14 protein-coding genes and 2 pseudogenes are annotated in these 15833 nt (G+C 68.4%); 6 read left to right on the top strand and 10 right to left on the bottom strand.

The window, feature by feature from the left end:
• Positions 1-113: 113 nt before the first annotated feature.
• The 3 genes from QOZ89_RS36585 to QOZ89_RS36575 are packed head-to-tail and all read right to left on the bottom strand — an operon-like array spanning position 114 to position 2375.
• Positions 114-1151 (bottom strand): HEAT repeat domain-containing protein, encoded by a 1038-nt coding sequence (locus QOZ89_RS36585; protein WP_312628473.1) that lies wholly within the window; start codon positions 1149-1151, stop codon positions 114-116.
• Positions 1145-1975, bottom strand: coding sequence for a HEAT repeat domain-containing protein (locus QOZ89_RS36580; protein WP_312628471.1), 831 nt, complete (start codon positions 1973-1975; stop codon positions 1145-1147). Before QOZ89_RS36580 ends, QOZ89_RS36585 begins: the two co-directional genes overlap by 7 nt.
• A gap of 49 nt (positions 1976-2024) precedes the next feature.
• Complete coding sequence (locus QOZ89_RS36575) at positions 2025-2375, bottom strand: hypothetical protein (protein WP_131804131.1); 351 nt, start codon at positions 2373-2375, stop codon at positions 2025-2027.
• Here QOZ89_RS36575 and QOZ89_RS36570 point away from each other — a divergent pair.
• Positions 2365-7275, top strand: coding sequence for a diguanylate cyclase (locus QOZ89_RS36570; RefSeq protein ID WP_312628469.1), 4911 nt, complete (start codon positions 2365-2367; stop codon positions 7273-7275). The two genes, QOZ89_RS36575 and QOZ89_RS36570, sit on opposite strands and share 11 nt — an antisense overlap.
• Complete coding sequence (locus QOZ89_RS36565) at positions 7272-7619, top strand: hypothetical protein (protein ID WP_312628506.1); 348 nt, start codon at positions 7272-7274, stop codon at positions 7617-7619. Before QOZ89_RS36570 ends, QOZ89_RS36565 begins: the two co-directional genes overlap by 4 nt.
• A gap of 76 nt (positions 7620-7695) precedes the next feature.
• Here the strand turns inward: QOZ89_RS36565 and QOZ89_RS36560 are convergent, their stop codons facing one another.
• A complete protein-coding gene (locus tag QOZ89_RS36560) occupies positions 7696-8055 on the bottom strand; it encodes a winged helix-turn-helix transcriptional regulator (protein ID WP_312628467.1) in 360 nt (119 codons plus the stop codon).
• Positions 8056-8198: 143 nt separating this feature from the next.
• Here QOZ89_RS36560 and QOZ89_RS36555 point away from each other — a divergent pair, with 143 nt between their 5' ends.
• Positions 8199-9068, top strand: a complete 870-nt coding sequence (locus QOZ89_RS36555; RefSeq protein ID WP_312628465.1) for an NAD(P)-dependent oxidoreductase — start codon at positions 8199-8201, stop codon at positions 9066-9068.
• A complete protein-coding gene (locus tag QOZ89_RS36550) occupies positions 9065-9973 on the top strand; it encodes an NAD(P)-dependent oxidoreductase (RefSeq protein WP_312628463.1) in 909 nt (302 codons plus the stop codon). The genes QOZ89_RS36555 and QOZ89_RS36550 overlap by 4 nt, the downstream gene beginning before the upstream one ends.
• A 72-nt stretch (positions 9974-10045) precedes the next feature.
• Here QOZ89_RS36550 and QOZ89_RS36545 read toward each other — a convergent pair whose 3' ends face one another.
• The 3 genes and pseudogenes from QOZ89_RS36545 to QOZ89_RS36535 form a co-directional block, all read right to left on the bottom strand.
• Entirely contained in the window at positions 10046-11098 is a 1053-nt protein-coding gene (locus tag QOZ89_RS36545) for a helix-turn-helix domain-containing protein (protein ID WP_071051880.1), read from the bottom strand.
• A gap of 76 nt (positions 11099-11174) precedes the next feature.
• Positions 11175-11854: pseudogene (locus tag QOZ89_RS36540) on the bottom strand (alpha/beta hydrolase).
• A 427-nt stretch (positions 11855-12281) separates the two neighbouring features.
• Positions 12282-13457 carry a serine hydrolase domain-containing protein gene (locus tag QOZ89_RS36535; RefSeq protein ID WP_312628459.1) on the bottom strand — a complete coding sequence of 392 codons (1176 nt, stop codon included), beginning with the start codon at positions 13455-13457 and terminating at the stop codon, positions 12282-12284.
• 206 nt (positions 13458-13663) lie between these two features.
• Here QOZ89_RS36535 and QOZ89_RS36530 point away from each other — a divergent pair, with 206 nt between their 5' ends.
• Positions 13664-14011: an ABC transporter permease gene (locus QOZ89_RS36530; protein WP_083419451.1), complete on the top strand. Its 348-nt coding sequence runs from the start codon at positions 13664-13666 to the stop codon at positions 14009-14011.
• Here the strand turns inward: QOZ89_RS36530 and QOZ89_RS36525 are convergent.
• Both QOZ89_RS36525 and QOZ89_RS36520 read right to left on the bottom strand, forming a co-directional pair.
• Positions 14005-14172, bottom strand: a complete 168-nt coding sequence (locus QOZ89_RS36525) for a hypothetical protein (RefSeq protein WP_157910588.1) — start codon at positions 14170-14172, stop codon at positions 14005-14007. The two genes, QOZ89_RS36530 and QOZ89_RS36525, sit on opposite strands and share 7 nt — an antisense overlap.
• A gap of 14 nt (positions 14173-14186) precedes the next feature.
• Positions 14187-14726, bottom strand: a complete 540-nt coding sequence (locus QOZ89_RS36520) for a TetR/AcrR family transcriptional regulator (protein WP_157910589.1) — start codon at positions 14724-14726, stop codon at positions 14187-14189.
• Between the two features lie 99 nt (positions 14727-14825).
• Between QOZ89_RS36520 and QOZ89_RS36515 the strand changes: the two genes are divergently transcribed.
• On the top strand, positions 14826-15368 hold the full coding sequence (locus tag QOZ89_RS36515; protein ID WP_312628457.1) for an SDR family NAD(P)-dependent oxidoreductase: 543 nt from the start codon (positions 14826-14828) through the stop codon (positions 15366-15368).
• A gap of 233 nt (positions 15369-15601) precedes the next feature.
• Here QOZ89_RS36515 and QOZ89_RS36510 read toward each other — a convergent pair.
• A pseudogene (locus QOZ89_RS36510) lies at positions 15602-15833 on the bottom strand (IS4 family transposase); the annotation flags it as partial.

The raw sequence follows: 15833 nt of genomic DNA, 5'->3' as shown, positions 1-15833 counted from the left end.
ATCGCGACACCAGACCAAGCGCGTCCCGTGACCACCTGATCACGGCTTCTAGCCAAATGCGAAGAGCCCCATATCTTCGGGACAGGGGGCCGAGACGCCTCGGTCGCGCGCTTTCAGGAATCCTCGTCACCTCGGTCTTCGGGGGACCGTGCTTCGAGAACTCCGACGAAGGCCGAGGCGACGAGGGCGACAGCGGGGTCGTCGTCGTGGGCCAGTTGGCGCAGGACGTCCCGCACGGTGGTCCCCGGCAGCTCGACCAGCGCCTGAGCGAGGCGTATTCGCACCGCGGAGTTTGCGGTGTGCGCGGCGAGTTCGTCGACCAGTGCGGTGATGATCCGGTCCGCGCACCCGGGATCCTGGGACAGCGTTCCCAGGGCCTCCGCCGCGTCGACGTCGCCTGCGCCCTCGACCACCATGCCGACGAGTGTCGGCACTGCCCCGGTCACACCACGCCTGCCCAACGCCAGAGCGGCGTGCCTGCGCACCGTCGTGTCCGGGTCCCCGAGCGCGTCCGCAAGCACCGCGGTCACACCCGGGGCCTCGGACATCTCGGCGATCGCCAGCACCGCGCGCCGCCGGATGTCGACGTCCTCCGAGTGCACGCCGGCGGCCAGCGTCACCACGCCGTCGCCGCCCGATCGGGCGAGCGCCCAGCGCAGGGCGCCCGCGACGTTGGGGTCGGATTCGGCCAGGACCGCCCCGGCCAGCAGTTCGGCGGGAACCGACACGCCCTCCGGCCGGGCCAGGACGGCCTGCTGCCTGCGCGCGGCGCTGGTCGAGTTGAGCCCCTGCATGAGTTCGACGATGCGCAGGACGCCCTGCCAGCCGGTGGGCGCCGACGCATCGATCGCGCGGAGCCGCTTGAGCAGCTCCTGTTCCCGCTCCAAGCGGTCTTCCGTCCACTGGATGAGGTCGCTGACCAGGGCGGACGGCGTGGAGGCCGGGTCCTCCAGCGCGCGCCCGATCTGCTTGAGCGAGAGCCCGAGGGACCGCAGGCTCTCCACGTGGAAGATCCTGCGGATGTCCTCGGCGGAGTACTCACGGTAGCCGCCGGCGGTGCGACCGCTCGGTCGCACCAGCCCGAGGGCGTCGTAGTGCCGAAGCATTCGGGTGCTCACCCCCGAGTGGCGGGCCACATCGCCGATCAGCAATCCGCGGTCTCCGCAGCCTTCGCGGCCTCCGTCGACTCGGTCGTCTCCGTGGGCTCGGCGGTCTCCGCGACGTCGGCAGTCTCCGTGGTCGCGGCAGTCCCCGAAGTCTCGGCGACTCTCGATGCAGCCGCGGCGGCGGCAGCAGCGGCTCGTTCCGGGCCGAGAGTGACGACTCGCTTCGCCTCGTCGATGGCCGCGTCAAAACCGCTCTCCGGGTCCTGCAGGAGCAACTCGGTGGCACGGGCGTGCGCGGCCACCGCCGGGTCGGGGTTCGCCGCGGCCTTCTCCAGGGCGGGCTCGATCACGTTGCCGAGGTCGACGAGGGCCCGGCTCAGGCTTAGCTGCACATTGCGGTCGCCGCGGCCGAGCTGCACGACCAGTTCGTCGGCCAGGTCCTTCTTCTCGTCCTCGGGTACGAGGGCGACCGCGACACGCCACGCGGTCCGCGCGACCTCGTCGTCGGCGTCGCGCAGCATGTCGCGCGTGATCCAGGCCCACGCGCGCTTGTCGCCGATCTTGGTGAGCGTGTGCAACGCCTGACTGCGGGCCTGAGTGCGCTCGGAGTCGAGTTCCTGGCGGATCCGGGGCAGGGTGATCTCCGGCGACAGGCGGGTCAGCGCCCAGGACAGCGTGTCTCGCACGAAGAAGTCCGGCTCGACCGCGCACCGCTCGACGAGCGTCTCGAGAAGGCCGGCGTCCGGGTTCGAGCCGACCGCCAGAGCCGCCTGAAGCCGAACCGACGAGTCCTTGGCGCCCAGGGCGTTGGCCACGCGGGTGTTCTGCGGGGTTCCGTTTGTCGTGTTGATCGGGACCACCTCCTGCACCCAGTGGACACCTTGACATTGTGTCAAGGTAAAGCACGTGACCGGCGAATCAGGAGATCGTCCGGTCCACAAGGTAGGCCAACGCGAGCACCGGGACGCTCGCGTTGAAAGCGATCGTGCGCAGCAGCGCGCGGGCGCGCGACGGCGGGGCCGGTCGCCAGGCCAGGTCCTCCCCGCCGATCAGAGCCGCGTTGATCGGGAGGACCGCGGCGGTGACGACATCCTGGCCGTTGTGCCGTTCGGCCCGCTGCTTGGAGACGACAGTCAGCCCCAGGGCGCTCGGCTCGGCGCGCAGGTTCGCGATCGGGACGATCGTCGCGTTGCCGTCGCTGTGATTGGGGGCAGACCGAACAGGTGAGCTCGCCGGGACGATGCCGGGGGATTGGCGGATGGGATTCAAGCGAACGACGCCGAGCCGGGATCCGCCGGCGGCGGTGACGCGGACGGAGCTGCTCCACGAGACAGAGCGGACTCGGGTGTCTCGACTGGTGTTCCCAGATGGAAGCGTGATCCGGAAGGAACCGCTGGGGCCGAACGCGCAGCGACGGTTGCGGCATGAGATCGACATCCTTGAGCGGCTGTCCGGGGTCGAGGGGGTCGTGCGACTGGCGGCTGGACGGCCGCCCTGCCAGGGGTCCGTCCTGCTCGAGGACCTCGGCGGCACCGTTCTGTCCGAGCGCGCCACCCCGCTGGATCCTGCCGAGCTGATCCGCCTGGCCGGGTCGCTTGCACGCGCCGTGGCGGGGATGCACCGCCACGGCGTGGTGCATCGGAATATCAACCCAGCGAACATCGTCGTCAGCAGGGGCCAGGACGCACTTTGTCTGATCGACTTCGCTGTGGCTACGACGTTCGTGACGGTCCGGCCAGGATTCATGCCATCCAAGGAGATTGTCGGGACGATCCCTTACCTCGCGCCGGAGCAGACCGGCCGGAGCGGTCGCCCGGTCGACCAGCGCGCCGATCTATACGCGGTCGGAGCCACCCTCTACGAGCTGGCAACCGGCGCGCCTCCGTTCGGCACCGGCGACCCCCTGCGGATCATTCATGACCATCTCGCGCGGCTGCCGGCACCGCCGGCGGCGGTGAACCCAGCGGTCCCGGCCGCGCCGTCGGCGATCATCATGCATCTGCTTGAGAAGGAGCCGGACGATCGATACCAGAGTGCCGACGGGCTGCTGCATGATCTGTTCCTGCTGCAGCGGGGAGCCACGGTGCTGCGTCCCGGCGAGCACGATTTCCCCTCGCGACCGCTGTCGACGTCCCGGCTGGCCGGGCGTGACCGGGAAGTCGGCGAGCTGGGCGTTGTGTTCGCCGATGCGATGGCCGGCCGTTGCTGTGGGCTCCTAGTCGCCGGTGCGCCGGGGGTGGGTAAGACGTCCCTGGTCAACGAGCTGCGGCCGATCGTGGCCGGCAGCGACGGCTGGTTCGTGGCCGGCAAGTTCGACCAGTTTCGCCGCGACCAGGAGCACGACGCGATCCGACAGGCATTTCGCGCATTGGGTCGGCTGTTGCTGGCCGAACCGGAGGACAACTTGGCCGAGGTGCGGGACCGGATGCGTAGTGGATTGGGACCTAACGCCGGGCTGGCGGCCGCGGTCGTGCCCGAGGTCGCGACGTTGCTGAAGGTCCCCCCGGAGCCGGGCGATCCGATGACCGCGCAGGCCCGAGTATCACGCGCCGTGATCGCAATAATGCGTGCCGTCGCGTCCCGGAAACGGCCGGTCGTGTTGTTCCTCGACGACCTTCAGTGGGCCGGGCGGACACCGCTCGGCTTCGTCGACCTGATATTCGGCGGTGAAGAACAGATTGAGGGGCTGCTGCTCGTCGGCGCCTACAGGGAGCGCGGTGTGGACGCCGCCCACCCGCTCACGCGGATGCTCGCCCGGTGGCGTCGCCAGCCAGCCGGGCCGCACCATGTGTGGCTGGGTAGCCTCTCGCCACGGGGTCAGGCGGCTATGGTGGCCGACCTGCTACACCTGGCCCCGCGGCCTGCGGCCGAGCTGGCAGGGACGATCGCGCCAACCAGCGCGGGCAATCCGTACAACACGCTGGAGTTGCTCAACACGCTGCGCCACGGCGGCGCGCTGGCCCCCAGCGAAAGCGGATGGCGATGGGACCGGGAGACGCTGCGCCGCCAGCTGGGCCGCATGGACGTTACCGACCTGCTGGTCACCCGTACCTCCCTGTTGCCACCGGACACCAGGGAGGTGCTGGCGGTGATGGCGTGCCTGGCCGGTCAGGTGGAGCTGGATGTCCTGGAGGCCGCTACCGCGCTGCCAACCGACGATCTCTCCCGGCGGCTCGCCCCCGCGTTCGCCGATGGCCTGTTGGTGCTGGAGCCCGGCGACCCGGCGAGCCTGCGGTTTCACCACGATCGGGCGCAGGAAAGCATACTGCGCGGCCTCACCTCGCAGACACAGCGCGCCACGCGGCTGCGCTTGGCCCGACGCCTGGCTGGCCAACACGAGTTCTCCGTGGTTGCGGCGGAGCAGTACCTGCATGTGATCGACGCCGTGCACGCCGCTGAGGAGCGCCAGCTGGTGGTCAGGCTTTTCAAGCAGGCCGCGGACGAGGCAAAGCTGCTGAGCAACCACTCGCTGGTCGAAAGGTTCCTGGCCGCGGCAATTCCACTCGTCGATACGGCCGACGTGGAACAACGGATCATGGTCCACACCGACCGGCACGCCGCCCTTTACGGCCTCGGCCGGCTGGAAGAGGCCGACGAGGAGTACCAAACCATCAGCAGGCTCTGCACTCACCCCGCGGAACGCACGGCCGCCACCGTCGTGCAGGTCAGCAGCCTCACCGATCAGGGCCGCCCCGCCGAGGCGGTACGGCTTGGCCTCGACCAGTTGCGGCAGCTCGGTCTCGCCGCCCCCGACCGGGGCCACATCGACAAGGAGATAGACCGGAGGCTCGACGCGCTGTACCGATGGCTCGACGAGACCAGCGAAGCCGACGATCGGCGACGACCGAGAATCGCTGACCGCTCGCGCCTGGGCACCATCAATCTCATCAACCGACTCATGGCCCCGGCGTTCTACTGCGACCAGACGATAATGGCCTGGCTGACCGTGGAGACGCTGGAGATGTGGACACGGTACGGCCCGGATCCCACCCTGCTCGGCCCCGCCGCTCATGCGGCGTTGGTCGTCACAGCTCGCAGGCACGACTACCGCACCGGGTACCGCATGATGCGGCGGATCCTCACGGTCGGCCGGGAACGCGGTTACGAGCCTGACGTATGGCGGGCGGAGTTTCTGTATTTGATGAGTGCCGGCCACTGGTTCGAATCGCTCGAGGAAAACGTCTCAGAGGCGCATCGCGCGCTGGAGGGCCTGATACAGGCCGGTGATCTGCAGAGCGCATGCTGGACCCACTACGTACTGATCTATAACCTCCTGGACTGCGCACCATCGCTTGGCGTGTTTGTCGCCGAGATCGACGAAGCATTGGCGTTCGCCAGGCGCACCGGCAACGGTCACGCGGAGGAGCTGTTCCTGGTATACCGCCAGCTGGCGAGGCTGCTGCGCGGCGAGGTCGCCGAGTCGGCGGCCGATGAGGCTGCCGTACTGGGCGGGCTGGCCGACAGCCCCTACGCCGCCGCCCGCCACATCACCCGGGCGCTTGCCGCGGCCATCCTCGATGACCCGGTTGAGCTGGCCAGGCACATGACAGCCGTGACACCTCTGTTGCCGTACGTCGAGCCCATCTATGCGATGGCAAATGCGCACCTCCTACGGGCCTTGGCATTGGCTTGGCAGGCCCGCTCGGCCGAAACGGGTCGGCGTGGCTCCCTGTTGACCGAGCTCGACAAGTCGATCGAATGGCTGGCCGCGCGCGCGGCCGACGCGCCGGTTAACTTCTTGCACCTGCTGCGCCTGGTGAAGGCGGAACGGGCCTGGGTCGCCGGTGACTTCCAGGAGGCGGCTTATACGTACGACGTGGCACAGCGCGACGCCTCAGTACGAGTACGCCCGTGGCACCGCGCACTGATCCTTGAACGGTGTGCGCGGTTCTACCTTACATTTGGCATGGAGGAAGCCGGCAGTGCGATGCTCGCCGCCGCGCGCCGCGAATACCTGGCCTGGGGCGCGAACGCGAAGGTCAGTCAGCTAGACTGGGCCTTCCCGATGCTACGCGCCGAGCCCGCTGGTGCTGAGCCAGCGGCGCCGCCACCGGGGGAACCAGCGGTCTGCCGCTCCACCGTCACGACCGGCATCATCGATCTGCTCAGCATCGTCGCCGCTTCCCAGGCGCTCAGCTCCGAGACCAGCATCGAAGGTCTGCGGGCCAAGGTCGTAGGAATCCTGTCGGCGATGACTGGCGCCACCGGTGTCCGTCTTCTGCTGAGCGACCAACAGGAATCCAGGTGGTCGATGCCCGCGGACGACGGTCGGATTCTCTCGCTCCCGGAAGCCAGCCAGCGGCGCCTGCTTCCAGCATCGGTCATCCGGTACGCAGAGCGTACCCGCGAACCCGTTGTCGTTGACGACGCCACCCATGACGACCGGTTCAACCGCGACCCCTACTTCGCCGACCCCGAGCGCTGCTCAATGCTCGCTGTTCCCATCATGACGCGGGGCCGACTGGGAGCGATGCTGCTGCTGGAGAACCGGATGATCCGGGGGGCCTTCTCCACGGAACGCCTCGAAGGGATCATGCTCATCGCCGGGCAGCTAGCGGTCTCCCTCGACAACGCCCAGATCTATGCGTCGCTGGAACGCAAGGTCGCGGAGCGAACCCAGCAGCTCGCCGCCGCCAACCAGCGGCTGGAGCAGCTCTCGATTACCGATCCTCTGACAGGGCTGGCCAACCGGCGACGCCTTGACGAGGTCCTCAACGCCGAATGGTACCGGGCGACGCAGCCGGCGGCACCCATCGCACTGGCAATGATCGATATCGACCACTTCAAGCCCTATAACGACAACTTCGGACACACCGCCGGTGACCGGTGCCTTCAACGCGTCACCGCATGCCTTTCCAGGAACACCCGCGGCACCGACCTGGCCGCGCGGTACGGGGGCGAGGAGTTCGCGGTCGTGATGCCCGGCGCCGAACTCGACATTGCCGCACGAATCGCCCACCGCCTGCGCTCCGCCGTCGAGGAGATGGCCGAACCACACCCGTTCACCGCCGAGCACGTCGTCACTGTGAGCGTCGGCGTCGCGAGCATCATTCCCACCCGCGGCGTGGGCCCCGCTGACCTGGTCGAACTTGCCGACGCCCAGCTATACCGGGCCAAGAGTAGCGGACGCAACCGGGTCGAGGTCGCACTTTCAACCCCATCACCATGACACGCACCGTTTCGGACGGGCTGGCCAAGCCCGAGCCGAGGTCGCTGCGGAGGAAGACCGGGCGCAGGCCGGGTGGGCAGGACCGGCATGACGGCTCGACGCTGAAGCTGGTCGACGACGGGGCCCGGACCGTCGTGCATGAGCCCGCGGTGTGCGGGGGCTGCGGGGATCCGCTGCTGGGCGCGCCGGTGACGCAGGTCGTCGAGCACCGGCTCGTCGAGCGGGAGTGTGCCTGCTGCGGCACCCGGACGCGGGCGGTGGCACCCGTCGGGGTGGCGTCCCGGTCCAGTACGGGCCGGGGGTCGAGGCGCTGGTTCTCTAACTCTACGGCGGCCAGTTCCTGAAACCTGGTGGTTCCGGCGGTTCCGGTCCGTCTCGTCACCATGATCGTGGGGATCATGGGCAGCGAGGCGCGGCTGGTTACGCGGATTCGAGCGTGTCCTTGGCGGCGAGGCGCTCGCGACGTCGTTTCCCCCACTCGCCCAGCGAGCGGAGGGCCTCGTTGAGTGACGTGCCGTGCTCGGTGAGGGAGTACTCGACCCTGGGTGGGACCTCGCGATACACCTCGCGGTGGACGAGGCCGTCCTCTTCCATCTCGCGCAGGTGCTGGATGAGCATCTTCTCGCTGACGCCGGGAAGGCCGCGCCGCAGCTCTCCGAACCGCCGGGCGCCGTGGTTGTTCAGCTCCCAGAGGATCAGCGACTTCCACTTCCCTGACACCACGTCCATACCGGCGTCGATGCCGCAGACGTATGGACCGCGCCTCGCGCTCGTCACCATCAGACCCTCCACCTCGCCTAGCTGGACACTCACTTCCGGGTAAGTATCGAACAAAATAGTAGGTACTTGCCGGTGGGAAAGTTTAGCGGGGAGGGTCGGGACGGCACGCCAGTCAGACCACCGAGCGAAGCAAGGGACGATCCATGACGACCCGTACGACCTTCCTGGGCCTGGGCGCGATGGGCAGCGCGCTCGCCGCCGCGGCTCTCGACGCCGGCCGACCCTCCGTGGTGTGGAACCGCACCCCGGGCAGAGCAGGGGCACTCGGCGAGCGTGGCGCCACCATCGCCAAGACCGTCGAAGAGGCGATCACCGGCGACGGACTGATCGTCGTGTGCCTGTTCGACCATCAGTCGGTGCACGCCGTGGTCGATCCGGTCGCCGCCAGCCTGGCCGGACGCACCGTGATCAATCTGACGACAACAACACCGAACCAGGCCCGCGAGCTCGCGGCCTGGGCGACGGAGCACGGCATCACCTACCTGAACGGCGCGATCATGGCCGTACCTGAGATGATCAGGCGTCCGGGTGCGGCGATCTTCTACAGCGGCCCCGAGGCCGCCTTCGAGGAGAACCGGGAACTGCTCGATCTGTGGGGGCAGAGCGACTACTTCGGGACCGACCCCGGTATGGCCTCGCTGCGCGACCTGGCGATGCTCGTCGGGATGTACACGATGTTCGCCGGTTTTCTGCACGGCGCGGCGATGGTCGGTGTCGAGGGCGTGTCGGCGGCCGAGTTCGCCCGACGGCAGACACCTTTCCTCGCTGCCATGACCGGCCAGCTGGCCGGCCTCGCCGCCACAGTAGACGCCGAGGACTACGCCGGGGCGGGCCAGCAGAGCCTTGAGTTCACCGAAGCCGCACTGGCCTCGCTGGTGACGGCCAGCCTCGACCAGGGCGTCAATGTCGAGGTGCTGCGGCCCGTGCTTGACATCGTGCGCCGGCAGATCGCCGCCGGCTACGGCCGGCAGGGCACCGCCCGCATCTTCGAAGAGCTCAGGAAGGCCCGATGAGCGGCGAGGGCGGTCTGTCCTCCGTGACGGTCATCGGCCTTGGCCCGATGGGTCGAGCGATCGCCGCGTCCCTGCTGGGCTCCGGCCATCCGGTGACGGTGTGGAACCGCACCGCGGGGCGCGCCGACGACCTCATCGCCAGGGGCGCGACGATGGCGCCCACACCGACAGCCGCGGTTGCCGCCAGTGAGCTGACCGTCCTCAGCCTCACCGACTACCAGGCGATGTACGACATCCTCGGCCCGGTCGCCGAGAGTTCGCGACCCTCAGGTGTTCTTGCCGGCAAGGTCCTGGTCAATCTCAGTTCGGACACGCCCGACGCCTCTCGGGATGCGGCGGAATGGGCGGCCGGACACGGAGCGAGCTTCGTGACAGGAGGCGTCATGGTTCCCGCTCCCGCCGTGGGCGGCCCTGGGGCACATGTGTTCTACAGCGGGCCCCGTGCGGTGTTCGACGTACACGAACCGACGCTCAGACTGATCGGCGAGCCCAGGTACCTCGGGGAGGACCCAGGCCTGGCCCAGCTCTTCTACCAGGCGTACCTCGACGTCTTCCTCACCGCTCTGTCAAGCCTGCTGCACGCCACCGCGCTCGTCACCGCGGCCGGTGTGCCGGCCGCCGACTTCCTACCCGGCGCGCTGAACTCCCTCACCGACATCCCGACGATGATCGGAGACGGACGGGACCTGGCCCGGCGCCTGGAGGCCGGCGAACACCCCGGCGACCTCAGCACGGCGCGGATGATGGGCGCCACAGCGAACCACATCGTGTGGACGAGTGAGAAGGCCGGCATCGACACCCGGCTACCCAAAGCCGTCAAGGCGCACTACGACCGGGCCGTCACCGCGGGCCGCGGCACCGAGAACTGGACCGTTCTCTACGAGATACTCAAAGCTGGTGGCTGAAGAACGCCACCTACCTGAAAACGATCGACCCCGCGACCGAGGTGGCGCCCACCTATCTGGGGCACGTCCGGCTCACCGGGTTTTCGAGTCGCTGTAGGTCGGTGCTGGCAGGTCGAGCACTCGAGAGTTTCTGAGCCGCCAGATGAGGTATGCGATGCCGAGTCGCGTGCGGCCGATGCCGTCGAACGGGTCGAAGCCCATCAGCTCGGTCACCGCGTCGAGCCGGGCTTGCAGGGTGCTGTGATGGACTCCGGCGAGTCGAGAGGCTTGTCGGACGGATCCGGCGCGGACCAGGGCGTCGAGGGTGGTTGGCCCCCATACGTGGGTCATGACTTGGTCGAGGGAGTCGACGTCGGGCAGATCGGTGTCGGTGGGGGCGTCGGCAAGCAGGCCGACCAAGCCGCCGTAGCGGTCGGCCTGCACGGAAGGGATGCGCGGCGGTTCGCACAGCCTGAGCGCAACCACCGCGGTGCTGAACGAGCGATGCAGGTTCTCCACGCGAGCCGCGAGCCCGGTGCCGGATGGGGTGGCGGCGACGGGTTCGTGGTCGTGGGGCACGACGAGGGCGTGAACGGGGCCGAACGGGGTGGCGACGACGTCTTCGGCCCCAGTTGGGTGGCTCTCCCAGACGGCGAACAGCGGTGCGGCGACGATGCGGTAGCGCGCCCCGCTCACGAGGTTGAGGCGAGCGGCGGCGAGGCTACGTTCCTCGACCGGCACCGTACCGTCGACCAGCAGGCCTAATTCGCGGCGGCTCTCCAGGTCGCGCCGGCCCCGGCCATGGCGGACACGTACGGCCAGGGCAAGTCGTTCGAGGATGATCGCGTCGTTGGCGTGGGCGGGCCCGGTGCGGTCCAACCAGACGGTGATGCCCTCGGAGGTGACGGCAGAGGTCGGACACGGCGGGCCGTCCGCGACCAGTGCACCTTTGGCGGTGACGCGGAGTGCGCGCGGCGGGAGTTCCTGGCAGAACCCGGCGTCGCAGCCAGCCAGCGACGCGGCGGCGCCGAGCAGGCCGCGGGTGTTGACGTTGCCCACGATCAGCTCGTCGAAGCAGGCGATGACCCGCAGGCTCAAACTTGCTTGGGGGTCGAGTGCTGCGATGCGACCCAGCAGCTCCTGCACGTCTACTCACCCAACCCCTTGAGCGCCGATTTAGTGTCCTGCGTCACAGTACGGGGCGTAGTAGTCGGCCGCCGGGTCAGTCGGCGAGGATCTTCTCCACCCAAGCGTCGCGGGTGCGAATCATCCCTTGTCCCACCATGGTGTGCGGAGCGAAGATGTCGAAGGCATGGAACCCGCCTGCCCACACGTGCAGCTCGGCGTTCCCGCCGGCGGTCCACAGCCGGTCGGCGTACGCCATCGCCTCGTCGCGGAAGATCTCGGCCGCGCCGACGTCGATGAACGCCGGGGGCAGACCTCGCAGGTCGGTAGCTCGCGCGGGCGCCGCGTACTCGGACACGTCAGGTCCGCCGCGGGCGTCGCCGAGCAGTGCGGTCCAGCCCGTTTCGTTGCTGACGCGGTCCCACACCCCGACGCCGTCGAACTGGTTGGTCGAGGGGGTGATGCCGCGGTCGTCGAGCATCGGATAGTCGAGCACCTGACCGCACAGCCGCGGCCCGCCGCGGTCCCGGGCGGCGAGGGCCATTCCGGCGGCCAGCCCACCGCCCGAACTCGCCCCGGCCACCATCATGCGGTCGCGGCGGATCCCGAGCCGTTCGGCGCTTGCTGCGACCCACTCCAGGGCTGCGTAGCAGTCTTCTCTGGGTACGGGTCGGGGAACTCCGGGGCGAGGCGGTACTCCACTGTGACGAGCACGGCGCCGAACTTGTCGACCCAGTTGAGGACGAGATCGGCACCGCTGAACCGGTCGCCGAACATCAGCCCGCCCGAATGCACGAAGACGACACCCGGGCGTGGCTCGGTGACGCCGACAGGTCGGAGCACCGAGACGCCGACGGCGTCGCCGCGGTGGCCCCGGATGGTCTCGTCCCGGCGTTCGATCGCGCGCCCCCGCAGTGTTTCCTCGATCGGAGGCGACGCGTAGGACTTACGCATGAAGGCGATGAGGTCGACGGTGACAGTGGGTGGGAAAACGCCACCGACTACCGCGAGCCCGGCCTTCAGCTCCGGGTCGAACTCGGGTCGTGCGACGGTCGGCATCGCGCCCGGCCTCTCGATCGTCCTGGTAGGCCTCAGTTCATCATGCCGGCGCCGCCGACGCGCGGCGGCGCCTCCACCGTGACCGGCGAGGTCGTCGTCCTCGCCGGTCACCGCGGGCCACAGCTGCGGTTACAGGGAGGAGCGGTTACAGGCAGGAGTAGAGTGCCGCCTCGAAGTCGACATGGGTCTTCCACGCCTCGTGTTCAGAGATGAACGGTAGCGAATTGGTGTAGATCGAGGCGCACACTCCCGTCGTACGGTCGACAAAGAAGTGGGTGTTGAACAGGCCGGCCCAGGCACCCGTGCCGGCCCGTCGCCGCCCGGGCACGTCCTGGGTGTTCAGCAACAGGCCGTAGCCCCACTTCCAGCCCGGTCCGACCCGCAACGCGTCGGTGATCGGTGGGTCGGCGCTCGGGATCTCGGCCGGAAAGTCGATGTCACCGATCTGGTTGGCGAACGCCGCGTCGACCGTTTCCTGGCGAAGTATCCTTTCCCCGTCCAGCTCTCCGCCCCGTAACAGCGCGCGCTCCAACTGGACGTAGTCCCGCGGCGTCGAGTACAAGCCGTGGCCCCCGGCCCACCAGTCCGGATTCTGGTTCAGGATCTCGCCGGCTGAACTCCACGTACCGTCGTCGCCTTTGACATGAACCGTGACGCAGTTGGCGGTACGCGCTTCGTCCAATCGAAACATCGTGTCGTTCATCCCGAGCGGACCGGTCACCCCCTCCTTGATTACCACGTCGAGAGTTTTGCCCGCGACCGCTTCCACGACCTTGCCCAACCAGTCGGTGTTGATGCCGTACACGAATTCGGTTCCCGGATCGGCCACCAGCGGGGCCTTGAACGCCTCCGCCGAGCCTGGGACCACGTTGGGCACCCCAGTCACCTTCTCGAAGCGAACCAGGTCGGCGTTCCAGAACCAGTAACCTAACCCAGAGGTATGAGTAATCAATTGCTTCACCGTGGCCCGGCCGCGGGCGGCGCGGAGCTTCGGAGTATCCCCGTCGAAACCCTCCAACACCCTCACGTCAGCGAACTGTGGACAGTAGGTGTCGACGGGCGCGTCCAACTCCAGCTCACCTCGCTCCATCTGCTGCAGCGCGGCCGTGGTACACACCATCTTGGTCATCGACATGATGCGGAAATGAGTCGCAGTGGTTACCGGGTCATGGTTCTCACCTACAATCCGGACCCCCGCTCCACCCTCGTAGATGATCCCGTCCCGATCAGCCGCGATCGCCGCCACATGCGGAACAACGCCCGTGGCGACAGCGTCCTTCAGAACCTTGTCAATGGCGGAACCGTCGATCGCAGTACCCATCCTGACCTCCGGCGGTCGTAACATCGCGACATGCGCAACATTGGCGCGCCGGGTCAGTTTTCCTAAGTGCGCGAGCTGCCGTTACCGACGATTATTCGCAGATCCGTCGCCTGGATCCGCCAATTGGCGGATGCTGCTGCGCCGACACGGCAACGTGGCGCTATCACATTGACCGGATGTCGTAGCCACCTGGTCGCAGGCAGTCGCTGCGCGACGCCCGCGTTCTGGCGCACGAGATCGGCCGCGAGCGCGCTGAGCTCGGCTACGCGGTCTCCTGGGGATGCGCCTGCCTGGGCCTGGCCAGCAAGGGCGTCGAGACCGCCCAAGCCCTGGGCCTGCTCCTGCTGCTCCCGATCGTCTTCGTATCCAACGCCCTGGTCCCCACCCAGCGCATGACCCCCTGGCTGCGCGACCTCACCACCTGGAACCCGATCAGCGCCGTCACCGCCGCCGCCCGCGAACTGCTCGGCAACCCCAACCCAGCGGCCTCGATCGACGCGTGGCCCATGCAGCACCCCGTCCACGCGACCCCGATCTGGTCATCGGACTACTGATCATCTTCGTCCCCACCGCCACCGTCCTCTACCGGCGCCGTGCCGCCGGATATCCGGTCGCGAGGCGCGGCCAGGACGCATTCAGATCGCGCGTCCAACCGGTGGACCTCCTGGAAGAAGTCACCGCCCAGGCTCTCGAAGATCTTGTCCTGTGCCTTCACGTCCCAGGCCGCCTTCACGTCCTCGCCCGCAACCCGTCGAGCACGATGCGCAGGAGTCGCGTGGAGCGCTCGTCGCGGTCGGCGGTCAGGTCCAGGCGCCAGAGGAACCCAACTAGCAGCAGCACGTCCTCTCCGGAGACGTCGCCGCGGATGCTGCCGTCTGCCTTGCCCGCATCGAGGATGAGGTCGATCGGCGCCAGATCCGGGTAGTGCTCCTCGCCGGCGAACTGCTCACGCATCGCGGCGTGCATGGCATCGCTCAGGCCTTTCTTGATCCGACCGTACTCGGCGAGCTGACTCAGCCAGGCAGCCAGCGCCTCGACCGGCGGCTGTTGCTCGAGCAGCTTCGGCGCGGCATCGACGAGCTCCGCCATGTCCGCGCGATGCACCTCCATCACGAGGTCCTGCCACGTCGGGAAGTGCCGGTACAGCGTCCCCTGACCCACGCCGGCCGCCCGCGCGACCGCGGCCATGGTCGGCGTCTGCCCGGCACTGAGCGCCGCGCGAGCGACGTCGAGAATCCGTTCCTTGTTCCGCCTCGCGTCCGCGCGCAACGTCACCCCTCTCGACAAGCGGACACCTGTCCACTACCGTCGATCTGGACATCCGTCCGGTTCCAGCGTACCGGCGGTGATCGGAAGGTCGGACTTCACATGCATGCGCGAATCGACGAAGCAGTCGTCGCGATCACTAGCGCGAGCAGCGGCATCGGTGCCGCGACCGCAGAACACCTCGGGGCGCGAGGGGCCAGGGTCGTGCTGGGCGCGCGACGGGAGGACCGGCTCAAAGAGGTAGTCGACCGGATTATCGCGAGCGGCGGTGATGCGACCGGAATGGTCATGGACGTGACTCGCCGTGACGATCTCGTCCGGCTCGTCGGCACGGCGGTCGAGCGGCACGGGCGGCTCGACGTCCTCGTCTCCAACGCCGGCACCATGACGGTGTCGCCGTTCGATGACATGCGGCAGGACGACTGGGACGCGATGGTGGCGACGAACATCACCGGAGTGCTCAACGGGATCGCGGCGGCGCTGCCCGTGTTCCGGCGCCAGCGTTCGGGCCAATTCGTAAATGTGGCCTCGACCGCGGCGTATGTCGTGAAGTCCCCGCAGGGCGTCTACGCGGCTACGAAGACCGCAGTCAAGGTACTCACCGAGGGGCTGCGGCAGGAGTCGGGTCCGGACCCAATGCCGTGAAGCGTAGTTTGATCTTTCCGGGATGTGGTCATGCTGCGCGTGGGGCGAGCGGGTGGAGCCGGATCGTTGGCGGGCCTGGATGGCGGATTGAGGCGGGTTCGTCGCGTTTCTTGACGCGGTAGCTGTTGTGGCGGGGGCGTTTGACGACGCGGGGGCAGGTGCGGTGGCGCCGCGGTGGGTTGAGCGTGCGGGTGATCTCGGCGTGGAACCGGGGTAGCTGGGCGTGCCAGTCGTCAGGGGGGAATGTCCGCCGTCCCGGTGGCGGAACGGCGGACGAGGCGCAGGGTTCGGGCGAAGCCGACCCGGTCGGGGTCGATGTCGGCTGCCTCGGCTGCGTGGGCGATCAGGGCGGTGAGCGCGTACTGGACGATCAGCCAGGCCCACATCTCCTGGACGGCCAGCTCGGGCAGTCGGGAACGCAGCACCCTGCCGGGGCCGCGTAGATGGGTTTTGAGCTGGTCGTTC

The organism is Pseudofrankia coriaricola (genome assembly GCF_032027725.1).
Lineage (GTDB): Bacteria > Actinomycetota > Actinomycetes > Frankiales > Frankiaceae > Pseudofrankia.
The sequence above is the reverse complement of the archived record's forward strand: the minus strand, read 5'-3'. Positions and strand labels throughout refer to the sequence as shown.

Bases quoted from the DNA above. Each gene is read 5' to 3' on its own strand.
- QOZ89_RS36570 (WP_312628469.1), top strand. From the start codon at position 2,365: ATGGGATTCAAGCGAACGACGCCGAGCCGGGATCCGCCGGCGGCGGTG.
- QOZ89_RS36565 (WP_312628506.1), top strand. From the start codon at position 7,272: ATGACACGCACCGTTTCGGACGGGCTGGCCAAGCCCGAGCCGAGGTCG.
- QOZ89_RS36560 (WP_312628467.1), bottom strand. From the start codon at position 8,055: ATGGTGACGAGCGCGAGGCGCGGTCCATACGTCTGCGGCATCGACGCC.
- QOZ89_RS36555 (WP_312628465.1), top strand. From the start codon at position 8,199: ATGACGACCCGTACGACCTTCCTGGGCCTGGGCGCGATGGGCAGCGCG.
- QOZ89_RS36550 (WP_312628463.1), top strand. From the start codon at position 9,065: ATGAGCGGCGAGGGCGGTCTGTCCTCCGTGACGGTCATCGGCCTTGGC.
- QOZ89_RS36535 (WP_312628459.1), bottom strand. From the start codon at position 13,457: ATGGGTACTGCGATCGACGGTTCCGCCATTGACAAGGTTCTGAAGGAC.
- QOZ89_RS36515 (WP_312628457.1), top strand. From the start codon at position 14,826: ATGCATGCGCGAATCGACGAAGCAGTCGTCGCGATCACTAGCGCGAGC.